This window comes from Actinomadura opuntiae (assembly GCF_030283205.1).
Taxonomy (GTDB): domain Bacteria; phylum Actinomycetota; class Actinomycetes; order Streptosporangiales; family Streptosporangiaceae; genus Spirillospora.
The window spans coordinates 352,776-368,016 of the sequence record NZ_JASNWF010000001.1; the positions used below are offsets into that span (position 1 = coordinate 352,776).

At 73.8% G+C, this 15,241-nt stretch carries 15 protein-coding genes and 1 pseudogene; 8 read left to right on the plus strand and 8 right to left on the minus strand.

Annotated features, from left to right (window positions below):
* Positions 1 to 74: 74 nt before the first annotated feature.
* The 4 genes from QP089_RS01925 (at position 75) to QP089_RS01940 (ending at position 3,683) form a co-directional block, all read left to right on the plus strand.
* Positions 75 to 1,508, plus strand: coding sequence for a B12-binding domain-containing radical SAM protein (locus QP089_RS01925; protein WP_285909388.1), 1,434 nt, complete (start codon positions 75 to 77; stop codon positions 1,506 to 1,508).
* A 77-nt stretch (positions 1,509 to 1,585) separates the two neighbouring features.
* Positions 1,586 to 2,140, plus strand: a complete 555-nt coding sequence (locus QP089_RS01930; RefSeq protein WP_285909389.1) for a universal stress protein — start codon at positions 1,586 to 1,588, stop codon at positions 2,138 to 2,140.
* 47 nt (positions 2,141 to 2,187) lie between these two features.
* Complete coding sequence (locus QP089_RS01935) at positions 2,188 to 2,832, plus strand: adenylate kinase family protein (RefSeq protein WP_285909390.1); 645 nt, start codon at positions 2,188 to 2,190, stop codon at positions 2,830 to 2,832.
* Positions 2,829 to 3,683, plus strand: a complete 855-nt coding sequence (locus tag QP089_RS01940) for a 1-aminocyclopropane-1-carboxylate deaminase/D-cysteine desulfhydrase (RefSeq protein WP_285909391.1) — start codon at positions 2,829 to 2,831, stop codon at positions 3,681 to 3,683. The genes QP089_RS01935 and QP089_RS01940 overlap by 4 nt, the downstream gene beginning before the upstream one ends.
* Before the next feature lie 48 nt (positions 3,684 to 3,731).
* On the opposite strand, the gene QP089_RS01945 is transcribed toward QP089_RS01940, so the two are convergent.
* The 4 genes from QP089_RS01945 to QP089_RS01960 all read right to left on the minus strand — a co-directional run bounded on the left by QP089_RS01945 (position 3,732) and on the right by QP089_RS01960 (position 6,935).
* Positions 3,732 to 4,805, minus strand: coding sequence for an acyl-CoA dehydrogenase family protein (locus tag QP089_RS01945; protein ID WP_285909392.1), 1,074 nt, complete (start codon positions 4,803 to 4,805; stop codon positions 3,732 to 3,734).
* Positions 4,802 to 5,995, minus strand: a complete 1,194-nt coding sequence (locus tag QP089_RS01950) for an acyl-CoA dehydrogenase family protein (protein WP_285909393.1) — start codon at positions 5,993 to 5,995, stop codon at positions 4,802 to 4,804. Before QP089_RS01950 ends, QP089_RS01945 begins: the two co-directional genes overlap by 4 nt.
* Before the next feature lie 125 nt (positions 5,996 to 6,120).
* Positions 6,121 to 6,540 (minus strand): nuclear transport factor 2 family protein, encoded by a 420-nt coding sequence (locus QP089_RS01955; protein ID WP_285909394.1) that lies wholly within the window; start codon positions 6,538 to 6,540, stop codon positions 6,121 to 6,123.
* Positions 6,537 to 6,935 carry a nuclear transport factor 2 family protein gene (locus QP089_RS01960; protein WP_285909395.1) on the minus strand — a complete coding sequence of 133 codons (399 nt, stop codon included), beginning with the start codon at positions 6,933 to 6,935 and terminating at the stop codon, positions 6,537 to 6,539. Before QP089_RS01960 ends, QP089_RS01955 begins: the two co-directional genes overlap by 4 nt.
* An 83-nt stretch (positions 6,936 to 7,018) precedes the next feature.
* On the opposite strand from QP089_RS01960, the gene QP089_RS01965 reads away from it, so the two are divergent.
* On the plus strand, positions 7,019 to 7,612 hold the full coding sequence (locus QP089_RS01965; RefSeq protein WP_285909396.1) for a TetR/AcrR family transcriptional regulator: 594 nt from the start codon (positions 7,019 to 7,021) through the stop codon (positions 7,610 to 7,612).
* Here QP089_RS01965 and QP089_RS01970 read toward each other — a convergent pair.
* The 4 genes and pseudogenes from QP089_RS01970 to QP089_RS01985 all read right to left on the minus strand — a co-directional run bounded on the left by QP089_RS01970 (position 7,591) and on the right by QP089_RS01985 (position 12,109).
* Entirely contained in the window at positions 7,591 to 8,493 is a 903-nt protein-coding gene (locus QP089_RS01970) for a DNA-3-methyladenine glycosylase family protein (protein WP_285909397.1), read from the minus strand. The two genes, QP089_RS01965 and QP089_RS01970, sit on opposite strands and share 22 nt — an antisense overlap.
* On the minus strand, positions 8,490 to 8,921 hold the full coding sequence (locus QP089_RS01975; protein WP_285909398.1) for a MarR family winged helix-turn-helix transcriptional regulator: 432 nt from the start codon (positions 8,919 to 8,921) through the stop codon (positions 8,490 to 8,492). Before QP089_RS01975 ends, QP089_RS01970 begins: the two co-directional genes overlap by 4 nt.
* 88 nt (positions 8,922 to 9,009) lie before the next feature.
* A pseudogene (locus QP089_RS01980) lies at positions 9,010 to 11,012 on the minus strand (HelD family protein).
* 62 nt (positions 11,013 to 11,074) lie between these two features.
* The gene (locus QP089_RS01985) at positions 11,075 to 12,109 is read right to left on the minus strand and encodes a LacI family DNA-binding transcriptional regulator (protein ID WP_285909399.1); all 1,035 of its coding nucleotides are present in this window, start codon (positions 12,107 to 12,109) and stop codon (positions 11,075 to 11,077) included.
* Between the two features lie 154 nt (positions 12,110 to 12,263).
* On the opposite strand from QP089_RS01985, the gene QP089_RS01990 reads away from it, so the two are divergent.
* The 3 genes from QP089_RS01990 to QP089_RS02000 all read left to right on the plus strand — a co-directional run bounded on the left by QP089_RS01990 (position 12,264) and on the right by QP089_RS02000 (position 15,238).
* Positions 12,264 to 13,544, plus strand: a complete 1,281-nt coding sequence (locus tag QP089_RS01990; RefSeq protein ID WP_285909400.1) for an MFS transporter — start codon at positions 12,264 to 12,266, stop codon at positions 13,542 to 13,544.
* 25 nt (positions 13,545 to 13,569) lie between these two features.
* Positions 13,570 to 14,265 (plus strand): alpha/beta fold hydrolase, encoded by a 696-nt coding sequence (locus QP089_RS01995; RefSeq protein WP_285909401.1) that lies wholly within the window; start codon positions 13,570 to 13,572, stop codon positions 14,263 to 14,265.
* 163 nt (positions 14,266 to 14,428) lie between these two features.
* The gene (locus QP089_RS02000; RefSeq protein ID WP_285909402.1) at positions 14,429 to 15,238 is read left to right on the plus strand and encodes an SDR family NAD(P)-dependent oxidoreductase; all 810 of its coding nucleotides are present in this window, start codon (positions 14,429 to 14,431) and stop codon (positions 15,236 to 15,238) included.
* The last annotated feature ends 3 nt before the right edge of the window (positions 15,239 to 15,241 follow it).

Consider the following 15,241-nt stretch of genomic DNA (forward strand, 5'->3'; position numbering starts at 1 on the left):
GCTCCCGGCCGTCCTGCACGAGATCTCCACACCGGCGGCACAGGGCGCGCCCTTTCGGGCGGGAGCGTGGAGGCATGCGCGTGAAGATGATCCTGCCCGCACTGACCGAGGCGACGTCCCCGTTCTTCCGGCCGATCAAGTACTCGCTGTTCCCGCCCCTCGGGCTGGCCACGCTGGCCGGGTACCTCGATCCGGACGACGAGGTGACGCTGACCGACGAGCACGTCCAGAGGGTGGACCTGTCCGACGAGCCGGACCTGGTGGTCATCCAGGTGTACATCACCTCGGCCAGGCGGGCGTACGAGCTGGCCGACCACTACCGGGCCCGCGGCGCGCACGTGTGCCTCGGCGGGCTGCACGTGACCTCGCTGCCGGACGAGGCCGCGGCGCACGCCGACACGATCTTCTGCGGCCCCGGCGAGGACACCTGGCCGCGCTTCCTCGCCGACCTGCGCGCCGGACGCCCCGCCCCGCGCTACGACTCGTCCGAGCGGACGCTCGCCGCGCTGCCGCCGATCCGCCGGGACCTGATCGCGCGGCGGCTGTACCTCGTGCCGAACTCGATCGTCGTGTCCCGCGGCTGCCCCCATGTCTGCGACTTCTGCTACAAGGAGGCGTTCTTCGAGGGCGGCAAGTCGTTCTACACGCAGACCGTGGACGCGGCCCTCGCCGAGATCGACCGGCTGCCGGGCCGGCACCTGTACTTCCTCGACGACCACCTGTTCGGCAACGCCCGCTTCGCCGGGGCCCTGTTCGACGGGATGCGCGGCATGGGCCGGCTGTGGCAGGCGGCCGGGACGGTCCAGTCGGTGCTGCGTCCGGGGCTGCTGGAGAAGGCGGTCGAGTCGGGGTTGCGCAGCCTGTTCGTCGGGTTCGAGACCGTCAACGCCGGCAACCTCAAAGAGCAGCGCAAGTGGCAGAACATCGACCGCGACTACGGCCAGGTGATCAAGCGCCTCCACGACCACGGCGTCATGGTGAACGGCAGTTTCGTCTTCGGCATGGACCAGGACGACCCGAGCGTGTTCGAGCGGACGGTGGAGTGGGCGGTCGGCCAGGGCATCGAGACCGCGACGTTCCACATCATGACGCCGTATCCCGGCACGCGGCTGTACGACCGGATGGTGAAGGCCGGACGGATCCTGCACCGCGACTGGGACCGCTACGACACCCGTACCGTCGTCTTCAAGCCCGCCCATATGTCGCCGACCCAGCTGGAGGACGGCTACTGGCGCGCGTACCGCGACTTCTACAGCTGGAGCAACATCATGCGGGGCGCCGCGTCGAAGCCCACCCTCCGGGGCAAGGCGCGGCACGCCGCGTACGCGGGCGGCTGGAAGAAGTTCGAGCCCGCCTGGGACCTGGTGATCCGCGCGAAGCGGGCGGGGACGGCCCTTCCGCTGCTGGAGTCGGTCCTCGCCGGGTTCGGATCCCGGCCCGCCGGCGGCCGCACCGAGGGGCACGCCGGTGACCGGCGGGCGGCGATTGCGGAAACTCGATTTTCCTGAAGCGGAAACACTTCCGTCGGAACGGGTATGCCTGCACCCTAGAGTGCACATCAGTCCGTTGCCTTCAGGAGGGACCCGTGATCGCGAGACCGGAGGGCGGCCCGCGCGTCGTCGTGGGGGTCGACGACTCCGCGGGAGCACGGTGCGCGCTCTCCTGGGCGATCGGCGAGGCGCGGCTGCGCCGGCTGCCGCTGCTGGTCGCCCACTCGGCTCCGCTGCCGCCGCACGTCTCGGCGGCGGGACAGCTCGGCTGCGGCATCACCGACGCGCTGCGCGGGTCGGGCGCCGAGCTGATCGCCCGGCTGCTGGACGAGGTCTGCGGCGGGCCGCCCGAGGGCGTGGAGATGACGGCGCTGGCGCTGGTCGGAGAGCCGGGCGCGACGCTGGTCCGGCTGGCGGGTGAGGACGACATCCTCGTCGTCGGCAACGGGACCAGGAGCCCGCTGTCGCGGCTGCTGCGGCCGTCGGTGCGGCTGCACTGCGCCCGCCGGGCGCGGGCGACGCTGGTGTGCGTCCGCCCGCCGTCGTTCGGGGCCCTGCCGGACTGCATGACGGTCCGCCACGAGCCCGAGCACGTGCCCGACCGCTCCCGGTTCCGGTGGCTGGGCCGGGCGCTGCGGCTCGCGCGCTGACCGGCGGGATCGCCGCACGGACCGTCCGTTCTGCATAGGCTGCGGGCATGCGCAAGTACGTGATCCTCGGTCCCCAGGGCAGCGGGAAGGGGACGCAGTCGCTCCTGCTCGCGCGCGACCTCGACCTCGTGCACATCGGCGTCGGCGACATCTTCCGCTGGCACGTGCAGAACCACACCAAGCTCGGTGCGCAGGTCCGGCGGGCCATGGCCGCGGGCGAGCTGGTCGGCGACGACCTGGTGGAGGGCGTCGTCCGCGAGCGGCTCGACCAGCACGACTGGAACTACGGGTTCATCATCGACGGGTTCCCGCGCAGCCGCCGGCAGGCCGAGTTCTTCCTGGAGAGCTACGACATCGACGGCGTGATCCACCTCGACATGCCGGACTCGGAGGTCCGGCGGCGGGTGCTGGCGCGCCGGCTCTGCGCCAAGTGCGGGATGGACTACAACCTGATCGCGGACCGACCCACCGAGGAGGGCCGCTGCGACGTGTGCGGCGGCGAGCTGGTCGCGCGCGAGGACGACACCGAGGAGGCGGTGGCGGAACGGCTGCGGCTCTACCGCGAGAAGACCGCACCGATCCTGGAACTGTTCGGCCGCAAGGAGTACGTGGTGACGGTCGACGCCCGGCCCGGGATCGAGGCCGTCCAGCGGACACTGCGCGAGGAGCTCGGCCTGCCCGCGCCGCAATGACGCCCGAGGTCGCGCCGTCCCCAGTCGCGGAGCTGGACGACGACCGGATCACGCGGCACGATCTGCGGCTGTTCCTGAAACGGGACGATCTCGTGCATCCGGATCTCCCCGGCAACAAGTGGCGCAAGCTGCGGCACAACATCGGTCCCGCCCGCGAGCACGGGGCGCTGCTCACGTTCGGCGGCGCGTACTCCAACCACCTGCGGGCGACGGCCGCGGCCGGGGACCTCTTCGGGTTCGCGACGATCGGCGTGGTGCGCGGCGAAGAGCATCTGCCGCTCAACGAGTCCCTGGCGTACGCCGAGCGCAGGGGCATGCGGCTCACGTACATGGACCGGACGACCTACCGCCGCAAGCACGAACCGGACGTGATCGCCGCCCTGCGGGAGCGGTGGGGCGACTTCTACCTGCTGCCCGAGGGCGGCAGCAACGCCCCCGCCGTCCGGGGGTGCGCCGAACTGGGCGCCGAGGCGGCGGGGTTCGACGTGGTCTGCTGCCCGTGCGGGACGGGCGGAACGCTCGCGGGCCTGGCCGCCGGGCTGCCACCGGACGCGCGGGCGCTGGGTTTCTCCGTGCTCAAGGGCGGGTTCATGGACGCCGAGGTGGAGCGGCTCCAGCGCGAAACGTACGGGGAGCGGCGCGGGTCGTGGAGCGTCGAGCACGGCTTCCACTTCGGCGGCTACGCCCGTACGACCCCGGAGCTGGACGGCTTCATCGGCGATTTCGCCGAGCGGCACGGCCTCGTCCTGGACCGGATCTACACGGCCAAGATGATGTACGGCATTCTCGCGCTGGCCGGGCGCGGAGCGTTCCCGAAGGGCACCCGGATCCTGGCCGTCATCACCGGCTGACCGCCCCGGCGAGAAGATCGCCAGGGCGGCCCTCGGCACTGTGCGGGCTCAGGCCGAGGGGAGGTCGACCAGGGTCGCCAGCGAGGCGCGGTGGCGGTCGGCCGTGCCGAGCGCGATCGCGTCCGCCTTGGCGCGCTTGAGGAACAGGTGCGAGGAGTTCTCCCAGGTGAAGCCGATGCCGCCGTGCATCTGCACGCATTCCTCGGCGGCCTTGAGCGCGACCGTGGAGCAGTGCGCCTGCGCGACCGCGACGGCGACGGGCAGGTCCGCGTCTCCGGAGGCCGCACAGGACGCGGCGTACCGGGCCACCGCGCGGGCCTGCGTGATCGACGTCCACAGGTCGGCGAGCCGGTGCTTGAGGCCCTGATAGGAGCCGACCGGACGGCCGAACTGGTACCTGGTCTTGACGTAGGCGACGGTGTCGTCCAGGCAGCGCTGGGCGAGCCCGAGCTGCTCGGACGCCAGCATCGCCGCGCCGGTCAGCAGCCCCGCCCGGACCGCGTCGCCGCCCTCCGCGACGCGCCGCGCGGGCGCGCCGTCGAAGGCGATGTCGACCAGGCGCCGGGTCATGTCGAGCGAGGTGACGGCGGTGCGGGCGGCGTCGGCGGCGTCCACCGCGTACAGGCCGTCGGCGGTGGGGACGAGCAGGACGTCGGCCGCCAGGCCGTCGGCGACGCCGGCGACCTCGCCGGTCAGCGCGCCGTCCGCGACCTGGACGGTCGCGGCGACGTCGCCGGGCGGCGTCGCGAACGGCACCGCCAGCACGGCGATCCGCTCGCCGGAGGCCAGCGCGCCGAGCAGGTCGCGCTCCCCCGCCGCCAGCAGCGCGGCGGTCGCGACGACGGAGCTGGTCAGGAACGGGACGGGCGCGACGGCGCGGCCCAGCTCCTCCATCACCACGGCGGTCTCGCGCCAGGTGGCGCCGGCTCCGCCGAGGTCCTCGGAGACGGGCAGCCCCGCGCAGCCGAGGTCGGCGGCGACGGCCCGCCACAGCGCCGCGTCGTAGGGCTCGTCCTTCTCGGTGCCTTGGAGGATCGCGGTCCAGGGCGCCTTGTCGTCGAGCAGTTCCCGGACTCCGGCGCGCAGGTCGTTCTCGATCTCGGAGTAGAGCAGGTCACTCACTTGGGCAGGTCCTTCCACGCCACGTCCTTGTCGACGCGGATCTCACCGGGCAGGCCGAGGACGCGCTCGGCGATGATGTTGCGCAGGATCTCCGAGGTGCCGCCCTCGATGGAGTTGCCCTTGGCGCGCAGGTAGCGGTACCCGGGCGAGCGGCGGGTGAAGTCGACCTCGGTGGGGCGGCGCATCGTCCAGTCGTCGTAGCGCAGGCCCTCGTCGCCGAGCAGCTCCAGCTCCAGGCCGGAGACCTCCTGGTTGAGCTTGGCGAAGGCGAGCTTGGCGCCCGAGCCCTCGGGGCCGGGCTGCCCGGCGGTGAGCTGCTGGCGCAGCCGCTCTCCGGTGAGCCGGGCCGCCTCGGTCTCCGCCCAGGCGCGCAGCACCGCGTCGTGCAGGCCGGGGGTGCGCAGCTCGGGGCGGTCGCGCCACAGGTCCGCGACGACGCCGATCATGCCGCTCTCGCGGGGCGCGGCGGCGCCGCCGATGGCGACCCGCTCGTTCATCAGCGTGGTGGTGGAGACCTGCCAGCCCTGGCCGACCTCGCCGAGCCGGTGCTCGTCGGGGATCGCGACGTCGGTGAGGAACACCTCGTTGAACTCGGCCTCGCCGGTGATCTGCCGCAGCGGCCGGACCTCGACGCCCGGCGCGGTCATGTCGCAGACGAAGTAGGTCATGCCGCGGTGCTTGGGCACGTCCGGGTCGGTGCGGGTGACGAGGATCGCCCAGCGCGCCTCGTGCGCCATGGACGTCCAGACCTTCTGGCCGTTGACGATCCAGCGGTCGCCGTCGCGGACGGCGCGGGTGGCGAGCGCGGCGAGGTCGGAGCCGGCCCCAGGCTCGCTGAACAGCTGGCACCACAGCTCCTCGCCGGTCCACAGCGGGCGCAGGAACCGGCGCTTCTGCTCCTCGGTGCCGAACGCCAGGATCGTCGGGGCGGCCATGCCCAGCCCGATGCCGTTGCGCTCGGGGTGGTTGGTGGGCGCGCCGGCCCCGGCGAACTGCCGGTCGACGGCGGGCTGCAGGGAGCGGGGGGCGCCGAGGCCGCCCAGTCCCTCGGGATAGTGGACCCAGGCGAGGCCGGCGTCGAACCGGGCGCGCAGGAACTCCAGCGGCTCGGTGGCGGACGGGTCGTGGGCGGCGAGGAACTCGCCGACCCGCCTGCTCAGCTCGTCGGCGTCGGGCGGTGCAGTGCTCACAGGGCGGACCTCCGCGCGGGGTGCAGGGGTGGCCGGACGGGCCACCGCAACGAACATACCAACCGGTCGGTATGGCCCGTCCACCCTAAGAACCGGCGCGGGGGTCGGTCAACACCGCCCCCGCCCTACGGGGCGGTGCCCGCGGGGTTCATGGCGCGAGCGAGGCCCCGGTGGTCGTGGTAGTCGCGGGACTCGACGATCAGCCCGCCGCGGACCCGCAGCACCTGGACGTTCGCGACGCGGAACTCGTGGCCGGTCGTGGCGACCCGGCCCTCGTAGCCGAACTCGGACACGATGACCTCGGGATCGTCGGTCTCGTGGACCACGACGTCGCGGGCGCGCAACTGGAGCGGCCCGGCGGCGGCCCGGCGGAAGTGCTCGGCGATCACCGCGCGGCCCTCCAGGCGCCGCGGGGCCGGCGGGAGGGTGAACGGCTGCTCGACCACCGCGTCCTCGGCGTACAGGCCGGCCAGCTCGTGCCAGCGGCCGGCGGAGATGCCGGCGCTCAGCCGCTCGAACACCTCGCGCGGTGCGGGGGCGGTCACGCCATCGCCTCCTCGAACGCCCGGTGGTGGGCGTAGTCGCGGGACTCGACGATGTGCCCCGCGCGGATCCGCATGACGAAGACGTTCGGCACGACGAACTCGCGGCCGGTCTCGGTGTTGCGCCCGGTGTACTCGAACTCGGCCACGATCACCTCGGGGTCGGCGGTCTGGTGGACGACCACGTTGCGGGCCGTCATCTCGATCGGGAGGGTCTCCAGCTGCGCGAAGTGCGCGCGGAGCGCCTCGCGGCCCTCCAGCCGGGAGGCGGGGCGGGCGAACGGGTGGACGACCACCGCGTCCTCGGCGTACAGCTCCGGCAGCCCCTCGGGCCGCCGCGCGGTCACGCCGTCGATCAGCCGCTGGAAGACGGCGCGGGGGGTGGCGAACTCGGACATGGCTCTCTCCCGTACAATCGGAGTTCTTGCTCCGGATCTGAAAATATGGAGTCTGCACTCCACTTGTCAACGGGAAGGCCGCTATGACGACCCCGTCCGGTAAGCCGCTGCGCGCCGACGCCCTGCGCAACCGCGCCAAGGTCCTGGCCGCGGCCGAGGACGTGTTCGCCGCGCAGGGCACCTCAGCCCCGACCGAGGAGGTCGCCCGCAGGGCCGGCGTCGGGATCGGCACGGTGTTCCGGCACTTCCCGACCAAGGAGTCGCTGCTGGAGGCGGTGCTCGTCGCGCTGCTGGAGCGGGTGGCCGGCGAGGCCCGGGAGCTGGCGTCCGCCGCCGACCCCGGCGAGGCGTTCTTCGGCTTCTTCGCCCGCGTGGTCGCCCAGGCGGCGACGAAGCAGGCCGTCACCGAGGCGCTGGCCGAGGCGGGCGTCGACGCCCGCGAGGCCACCGGGCGCATGGGACCCGATGTGAAGACCGCGATCGGCACGCTGCTGGAGCGGGCCCAGGCCGCCGGGGCCGTCCGCGCCGACATCGGCCCGGCCGAGGTCACCGCGCTGCTGGCCGGGATCTCCTACGCCGCCGGACGGGCCGGCGGCAGCGACGACGTCCTCAGGATCGCCTTCGACGGCCTACGGCCGCAGAGCGGAAACGCGGATCAGGAGGCGGCGCGCAGGTAGTGCGCCCAGTAGCCCTGCCAGGGGCCGTAGTCGTCGGCGATCCGCTGCAGCTGCGCGTCGGTCAATGGCTTCCCGTAGGCGCGGGAGGCGGCGGCCCGCAGCTGCTTCTCCAGCGGCATCTCGTCCATCCGGCCGAGGCCGCGGATGAGGATGAAGTTCGCCGACCACGCGCCGACCCCGGGCAGGGACAGCAGGAAGTCCTTCACCTCGTCGTACGGACCGGTGCGCAGGAACTCCTCGTCCATCTCGTGCCAGGCGTGCAGCGCGCCGTGCAGGTAGCGGCCCTTGCGCTGGTTGCCGACCAGTTCGGCGATGCGCCCCTCGGGCAGGGTGGCGAGCTGCTCGATGTCGGGGAACGCCGTGTACTCGGCGCCGTCCACGGTGATGCGGTCGCCGAACTCGTCCCGTAGCGCGTGCTTGCCGCGCGCCGCGACGGTCAAGGGTGCGCGCTGCGCCAGGATCGCCCACACGAGGTTCTCCAATGGCGTGGGGAACTTCACCTGGTGGTAGCCGTGCAGGAGCTCGATGACGGGCGCGAAGGCGGGGTCGCGGCGTCCGATGGCGTAGAAGCCGTTGAGGTCGTCGTCCAGGCTGAGCTGGAAGGCGATCCGGTCGGCGGCGGCGCCGACGACCTCCTCGGTCAGCGGTTCGGCGGCGTACAGGGTCGCGCGCACGCCGTCGCCCGCCTGGACGACCCGCGCGGCGACCGTGCGGCCGGCCGCGCGCAGCGCCCTGGTCAACGTCCCGCCGTCGATCGACTGCTCGCCGGCGGTCGGCCGGAAGCCGCACATGAAGCGCAGCGACGCGCCCAGGTCGAACGGCGGCGCCGCGGCCAGGTCGACGGTCTCGGTGAACACGCGGGCCTCCTTCGGGACGGTCATGACCGGTCGTCCTCGACGAGGACGGTGAGCGCGGACATCAGCGCGGCGGTGTCGCGGACGGGCGCGAAGAAGGCGGCGTCGGCGCCCTCCACGGCGTCGACGGCGCGGCGCGCGAGGTCGGCGCCGCGCTCGGTGACGCGCAGCCGCCTGGCGCGGGTGTCGGCCTCGTCGACCTCGCGTTCGAGCAGGCCCTTGGCCTCCAGCTTGCGCAGCACCTGCGAGGTCATCTTCACGTCGGTGCCGGCGTGCCGGGCGAGGGCCAGCTGGTTCGGCCGCTCCCCCTGCCGGTTCAGCCACCAGGCGCTGGCCAGCAGGACGAACTGGACATGGGTGAGGTCCAGCGGCCCCAGCGCGGCGGCCACGTCGCGCTGCCAGCGCAGCGTGGCGTGCCAGAGCAGGAACCCCGGGCTCTCCTCCGGTCCGAGCATCGGCGCCCCCTCCATTCGCGACTGCGCACAGATTATCTCCGCGCAGACTAAATGTCGAACGGAGCGGACGCCGCCGCCGGGGAGCCGGTCAGGACGCCAGCTCGGCGGGCAGATCGTCCCGGTGCAGGACGGTCAGCGAGGTCACCGCGCGGGTCAGCACCACGTACAGCCGGGCCAGGCCGCGCGCCTCCGCGGCGGCGATCGCGGCGGGCTCCGCCACGATCACGTGGTCGTACTCCAGGCCCTTGGCCAGCGTCGCCGGGATGATCAGCAGCCGCGCGGTGCCGTCGGACTCCGGGCCGAGCAGCGCCGCGTCGAGCCCCGCCTCGGCCAGCGCCGCCGCGTGCGCGGCCGCCTGCGCGTCCGGGACGATCAGGCCGACCGAGCCGGGCCGGGCGAGCGCCTCGCGCGCGGCCTCGACCGCCGCTGCCGCGACGTCGGCCACGCGCCGCACGTCCAGCGCGCCGGCGCCGGCGCGCAGCGACCGCGGCCTCTCCAGTTCCGGCGCGACGTGCGGCAGGAGCCGGGCGGCGTAGTCCAGCACGGTCCCGGGGACGCGGAAGCCGAGGGTCAGCTCGGTGACCTCGCCGTCCTGGCCGAGATGGGTCAGGACCTCCTTCCACGAGCGCGCCGACCAGGCCGTGGTGCCCTGGGCGAGATCGCCGAGGACCGTCGCCGAGCCCGTCCCGCACCGGCGGCCGAGCGCGCGCAGCTGCATCGCCGACAGGTCCTGCGCCTCGTCCACGACCAGGTGGCCGAGCGAGGCGGTGCGCTCGATGAGGTCGTTCAGCTCGTCCAGCAGGGCGCGGTCGGCGGCGGTCCACTTCACCGAGCGGTGCGAGCGCGCGGGCTTGGCCCACAGCAGCGCGGCCTGCTCGTCCTCGCCGAGGACGCCCCTGGCGGCGGCGCGCAGGAAGTCCGCGTCCGACAGCAGCCGGTAGAGGACCTGTTCGGGCGTGACCTTGGGCCACACCGCGTCGAGTAGCTGCTTGACCGGCTTGCTGCGCGCCACCTGGTCCTGAACGCGGTCGTCAGGAGCCTCGCCGCGCTGCTCCATCCGGACGAGGATCTGGTGGGCGAGCCGCTGCGCGAACGCGGCGCGGCCGCTGCCGTAGCGGGTGGTGCCGCGCAGCGCGGCGGCGATCTCCCGCACCTCGTGGTCGGCGAGCCGGTAGCGGGCGACGCCGCGCGTGACGACCAGGCCCTCCTCGGGTTTGCGGACGTGCAGCCACAGTGCTTTGCGCAGCACGTCCGCCATCCGCGCCTCGCCCTTGGCGGCCGACACCGCCGCAGGCTCCTCCCCCAGCGGCTCGCCGAGCAGGTCGTCGATGGTGGCCTGCTCGATGCGGACCTCGCCGAGGGCGGGCAGCACCGCCGAGATGTAGGCGAGGAACGCGCGGTTCGGTCCGACGATCAGCACGCCCGACCGAGACAGCCGCTCGCGGTGGGTGAACAGCAGGTAGGCGGCGCGGTGCAGGCCGACCGCGGTCTTCCCGGTGCCGGGGCCCCCTGCACGCAGACGGTGCGCGGCAGGTCGGCGCGGACGATCACGTCCTGGTCCGGCTGGATGGTGGCGACGATGTCGCGCATCGGGCCGGTGCGGGGCCGCTCGATCTCCTCGGTCAGGATCCGGGAGGGGCCGATGTCGGCGCCGCCGTCCAGCGGCTCGTCCTCGAACGCGGTCAGCTCGCCGCCCTGGAAGCCGAAGCGGCGCCGCAGCCGCCAGCCCATCGGGTCGGCCGGGCCCGCCTGGTAGAACGCCCGCGACACCGGGGCGCGCCAGTCCAGCACCAGCGGGCGGCCCTCGTCGCCGTCGTGGACGTGCCGCCGCCCCACGTACATGACGGCGGGCAGGTCGGGGCCGTCCTCGCCGTCGCGGTCCATCCGCCCGAAGAACAGCGGGGTGCCGGGGTGGTCGGCGAGCGCGGCGACCCGCTGGTCGAGCAGCGACTCCAGGAACTGCTTGGACACCCAGTCCGCCGCCACGTCGGCCGACAGTGATTCCGCGTGCTCGCGCATCCGGCGCAGCGCGGCGCGGGACTCGGCCAGATGGGCGCGCTCGGCGGCGAGGATCGACGGTTCGGCGGGCATGCCTGCGGACCTCCTTGCGGAGAGGTGGTGGGTGCGGGGCGAAACCCACAACCTTACCGGCCTCAGGACGACTCGCGCGGCACCATTTCGACGCGGGTGAGCGAGACGGTGACGGCGGGATCGCGGTCCCGCTCGGCCACCATGCGGGCCAGGCGCTCGGCGAGGCCCGCCGGCGTGACGTCGCCCCGGACCCGCACGGTGCTGAGCCGGGGCCGCAGGAAGCGGGCGACGGGCAGGTCGTCGGCGCCGACGACCGCGACGTCGCGGGGGACGTCGAGACCGGCGTCCTGCAAAGCCCGCATCAGCAGCATCGCGTAGTCGTCGTTGTAGGCGAAGACGCCGTCGGGACGTCCGGTTCCGGCCACCCAGTCCGCGGCGAGCCGGGCGGCGGCGTCCTCGTCGAAGGGCAGGTCGACGCGCCGCGCCGCCGCGCCCGCCTCCTCGGCCGCCGCCCTCATGCCCGCGAGGCGGCGCTCTCCGAAGGCGTCCAGCCCCGGTTCGGCGGGCACGACCGCCGCGAGGTCGCGGCGCCCCCGGCCGAGCAGGTGGCGGGCGGCGCACGCGCCGATGGCCGCGTCGTCGATGAGCATGGTGGGGACGAGCGGCGAGGGCGCCGGCCCGTACCCGATGACCGTGGCGCAGCCACCGTCGTGCAGCCGGCGGACGGACGCGGCGGTGAGCCGGTCCCCCTCCACGATGACGGCGGCCGGCCGCCAGCGCATCCAGTCGCGGGCGGCGGCCACGCCGCGCGAGCGCGCGTCCCCGTACAGCACGAACGTCAGCCCGTGCTCGCGCAGCCGCTCCATGAGCTCGTTGAGCAGGCCCAGGAACAGCGTGCCGAGGGGGGTGACCGGCAGCGGCATCAGCACGACGTCGCTGCGGCCGGTGCGCAGCGTGCGCGCCGAGGCGTCCGGCGCGTACCCGAGCTCGTCGGCGGCGGCCCGCACCCGCGCCCGGGTCGCCTCGCTGATCGTGACGCCCGGGGCGTCGTTCAGCACGTACGACACCGTCGCCTGGGAGACGCCGGCCAGGCGGGCGACGTCCACGCTGGTGGCCGGGCGGCCAGTGGGGGCCGGGTCGCCGGCGTCGGTCGCCATGCCCGCAGTCTTCCGCATCCCGGACTTGACCAGCGCCCGGAGCGGGGTGCTATACACAATTTATACGTATAAGTGACTCGCGTCACCGATCCCCGGAGGAGTCCCCCATGAGCCCCACCGACCGCCGCACAGCGGCCGCGAACGGGACCATCCGGTGAGCGCCGGGACCGGCGCGGCCCCCGCGCCGCCGGCCGAGACGCCGGCGGGCGCCGCGCGCCCCCGGCGGGGGCTGATGCCGCTGCTGCTGACCGGCAACCTCGTGCTGTTCGCCCTCTACGCCGGCGCGGCGAGCATCCTGCTGCCCACCCAGGTGGAGCACATCGACAAGGCGCACAAGGTCGCGCTGCTCGGCGCCGTCACCGGCATCGGGGCGGCGTTCGCGACGCTGCTCAACCCGATCGGCGGCGCCCTGTCGGACCGCAGCCGCTCCCGGTTCGGCCGCCGGAACCCGTTCCTGCTCGGCGGCGCGGTGCTCGCGCTGGCGTTCGCCGTCCTGCTCGGGAACATGACCGCCATCGCGCTGCTGGCGGTCGGCTGGTGCCTGGTCCAGGGGATGGGCAACATCTACCAGGCGGCGCTCACCGCGATCGTCCCCGACCGGGTGCCGGCGGAGCGGCGCGGCACCGCATCGGCGATGGCGGGCGCCGGCACCACCCTCGGCCTGCTCGTCGGCATCGTCGTGGCGGGACGGTTCACGCACGCGATCGCGTGGGGGTACACGACGCTGGGCCTCCTGCTGGTCGGCGCGGCGGTCCTGCTGGTGACGCTGACCCACGACCCCCGCCCGCACGAACTGCCCGCGCGCGCCGCGCAGCAGGCGTCCTCGCTGCGGCGGGACCTCGCCTCGTTCCTGTCGGCGCTGCGCGTCCGCGACTTCATGTGGGTTTTCGCGGGACGCGCGCTGATGATCCTGTCCTACTTCTGCGTCACCGGTTACCTGCTGTACATGCTCGAGGACCACATCGGGCTGCCGCACGGGATGAAGGGCGCGGACGGCGTCGCCCTGCTGACCCTCATCGGCGCGGTGACCTCGGTGGTGACCACGGTCATCGGCGGGCCGCTGTCGGACCGGCTGGACCGGCGCAAGGCGTTCGTCTTCGTCGCCAGCGCCGGCATGGCGGCGGCGCTGCTGATGCCCCTGCTCTCCCCGCACTGGACGACCATGGTCGTCTTCATGGCGGTCGACGGGCTGTTCTTCGGCGTCTACATGGCCGTCGACACCGCGATGGTCACGCTCGTGCTGCCGCGCGGCGAGGACGCCGCCCGCGACATGGGCGTGCTCAACATCGCCAACGCGGGACCCCAGATCGTCGCGCCGTTCGTCGCGTCGGCGATCATCAGTACGCCCGGCGGCTACCCCGCCCTCTACATCGTCGCGGCGGTGCTCGCCGTCGCGGCGGCGCTCTCGGTCCTGCCGGTCAAGAGCGTCCGCTGAACACCCCGTCCCGAGAGGAAACCCCGTGAAACTGAAGGTCCACGAGATCGGCGGCGGCGACCGGACGGCCGTGCTGATCCACGGCATCATGGCGTCGGCCGGCACCTGGTGCCGGGTCGCGCCGCTGCTCGCCGCGCGCGGCTACCGCGTCCTCATGCCGGACCTGCGCGGCCACGGCGAGAGCCCGCACGCCGCGGAGTACTCCCCCGACCTGTTCGCCGCCGACCTGGTGGACTCGCTGCCGGCCGGCGCGGACCTCGCCATCGGCCACTCCCTCGGCGCGCTGTCGCTCTCTATCGTCGCGGCCGAGCTGCGTCCGGCCCGGGCCGTCTACAGCGACCCGGCTTGGAAGATCGGCGGTGACGCGCGCCCGGCCCAGCTCCAGGAGTTCGCGGCGTTCACCAAGGCGGCGACCGCGGAGCAGCTGCGGAAGATGTGCCCGAAGTGGGCCGACGAGGACATCGCCGCCGAACTCGACGGCTTCGCACGGTGGGACGTCCAGGCGGCGGGATGGCTCGGCGAGGCCGTGGACATGGTCCCGGAGCGCCCGGTCGTGCCGTCGCTGGTGCAGGGCGCGGGCGACCGGCGCCTGGTGCCGGACGACCTCGCCGCCGACCTGCGCGCCAAGGGGTTCGCGGCGACGCAGGTGGAGGGCACCGGCCACTGCGTCCACCGCGACGACCTCAACGGCTTCATGGCCTCGCTGGACGGCTGGATCTAGGACACCGGCCCGGCACGCCCGCGCCGCGGGCCCCTTTACGCCGCGGCGGCACGCCCCTTTTCGCCGCGGCGGCGCGCCCCTTTTCGCCGCGGCGGCGCGCCCCTTTTCGCCGCGGCGGCGGTGCGCCTTGCCGCGCGGCGCGGGCGTGTGTGACGTTGGCGGCATGGTGACTCTGACGGGAAAGTCGGCGTTGGTCACGGGTGCGTCGTCCGGCATCGGCGCGGTCGTCGCGGAGGCGCTCGCCGCCGCGGGCGCGCGCGTGGGGCTGGTGGCGCGGCGCGAGGAACTGCTGGAGAAGACGCTCGCGCGGTGCCGCGAGCACTCCCCCGAATCGGCGATGTGGGTCGCCGACCTCGCCGACCTCGACTCGATCGCCGGCCTCGCGGCGGCCGTGGAGGCGGAGTTCGGCGGCGTGGACGTCCTGGTCAACAACGCCGCGATGCCGAAGCGGCGCCGCGTCCAGGACATGGCGCCCGCCGAGAACGACGACGTGATGCGGCTGAACTACCTGTCACCGGTGCGGCTGACGCTCGCGGTGCTGCCGGGGATGATCGAGCGCGGGCACGGGCACCTGGTCGCGATCGGGTCGGTGGCGGCGCGGCTCGGCCCGCCGCACGAGGCGGCGTACGGCGCGTCCAAGGCGGCGCTGACCGCGTTCTGGGAGACCATGACCGTCGACCTGGACGGGACGGGCGTGCAGGCGCACATCGTCCAGCCGGCGCTGGTCGACACCGACCTGTTCTCGCTGCCGGGCAACGAGCCGCCGCTCAGCGACCTGTCCGACGTGCTGCCGCCGCAGGAGGTCGCCGACGCCGTGTTGGAGCTCATCGAGAACGGGCGGTTCGAGCGGTACGTACCGGACTGGTTCGCCGAGATGGCGTCCGGCAAGGCCGCCGATGTCGAGGGGTTCATCGCGGGCGTGAAGGAGTGGACGCGCGACCGGCTCCAAGCCGTCGACACCGGGGCCTCCTGAGCG

Excerpts from the sequence above, each read along its gene's own strand:
- QP089_RS01985 (WP_285909399.1), bottom strand. The coding sequence starts at position 12,109 with ATGGCGACCGACGCCGGCGACCCGGCCCCCACTGGCCGCCCGGCCACC.
- QP089_RS01965 (WP_285909396.1), top strand. The coding sequence starts at position 7,019 with ATGACGACCCCGTCCGGTAAGCCGCTGCGCGCCGACGCCCTGCGCAAC.
- QP089_RS01940 (WP_285909391.1), top strand. The coding sequence starts at position 2,829 with ATGACGCCCGAGGTCGCGCCGTCCCCAGTCGCGGAGCTGGACGACGAC.
- QP089_RS01970 (WP_285909397.1), bottom strand. The coding sequence starts at position 8,493 with ATGACCGTCCCGAAGGAGGCCCGCGTGTTCACCGAGACCGTCGACCTG.
- QP089_RS01975 (WP_285909398.1), bottom strand. The coding sequence starts at position 8,921 with ATGCTCGGACCGGAGGAGAGCCCGGGGTTCCTGCTCTGGCACGCCACG.
- QP089_RS01960 (WP_285909395.1), bottom strand. The coding sequence starts at position 6,935 with ATGTCCGAGTTCGCCACCCCCCGCGCCGTCTTCCAGCGGCTGATCGAC.
- QP089_RS01925 (WP_285909388.1), top strand. The coding sequence starts at position 75 with ATGCGCGTGAAGATGATCCTGCCCGCACTGACCGAGGCGACGTCCCCG.
- QP089_RS01935 (WP_285909390.1), top strand. The coding sequence starts at position 2,188 with ATGCGCAAGTACGTGATCCTCGGTCCCCAGGGCAGCGGGAAGGGGACG.
- QP089_RS02000 (WP_285909402.1), top strand. The coding sequence starts at position 14,429 with ATGGTGACTCTGACGGGAAAGTCGGCGTTGGTCACGGGTGCGTCGTCC.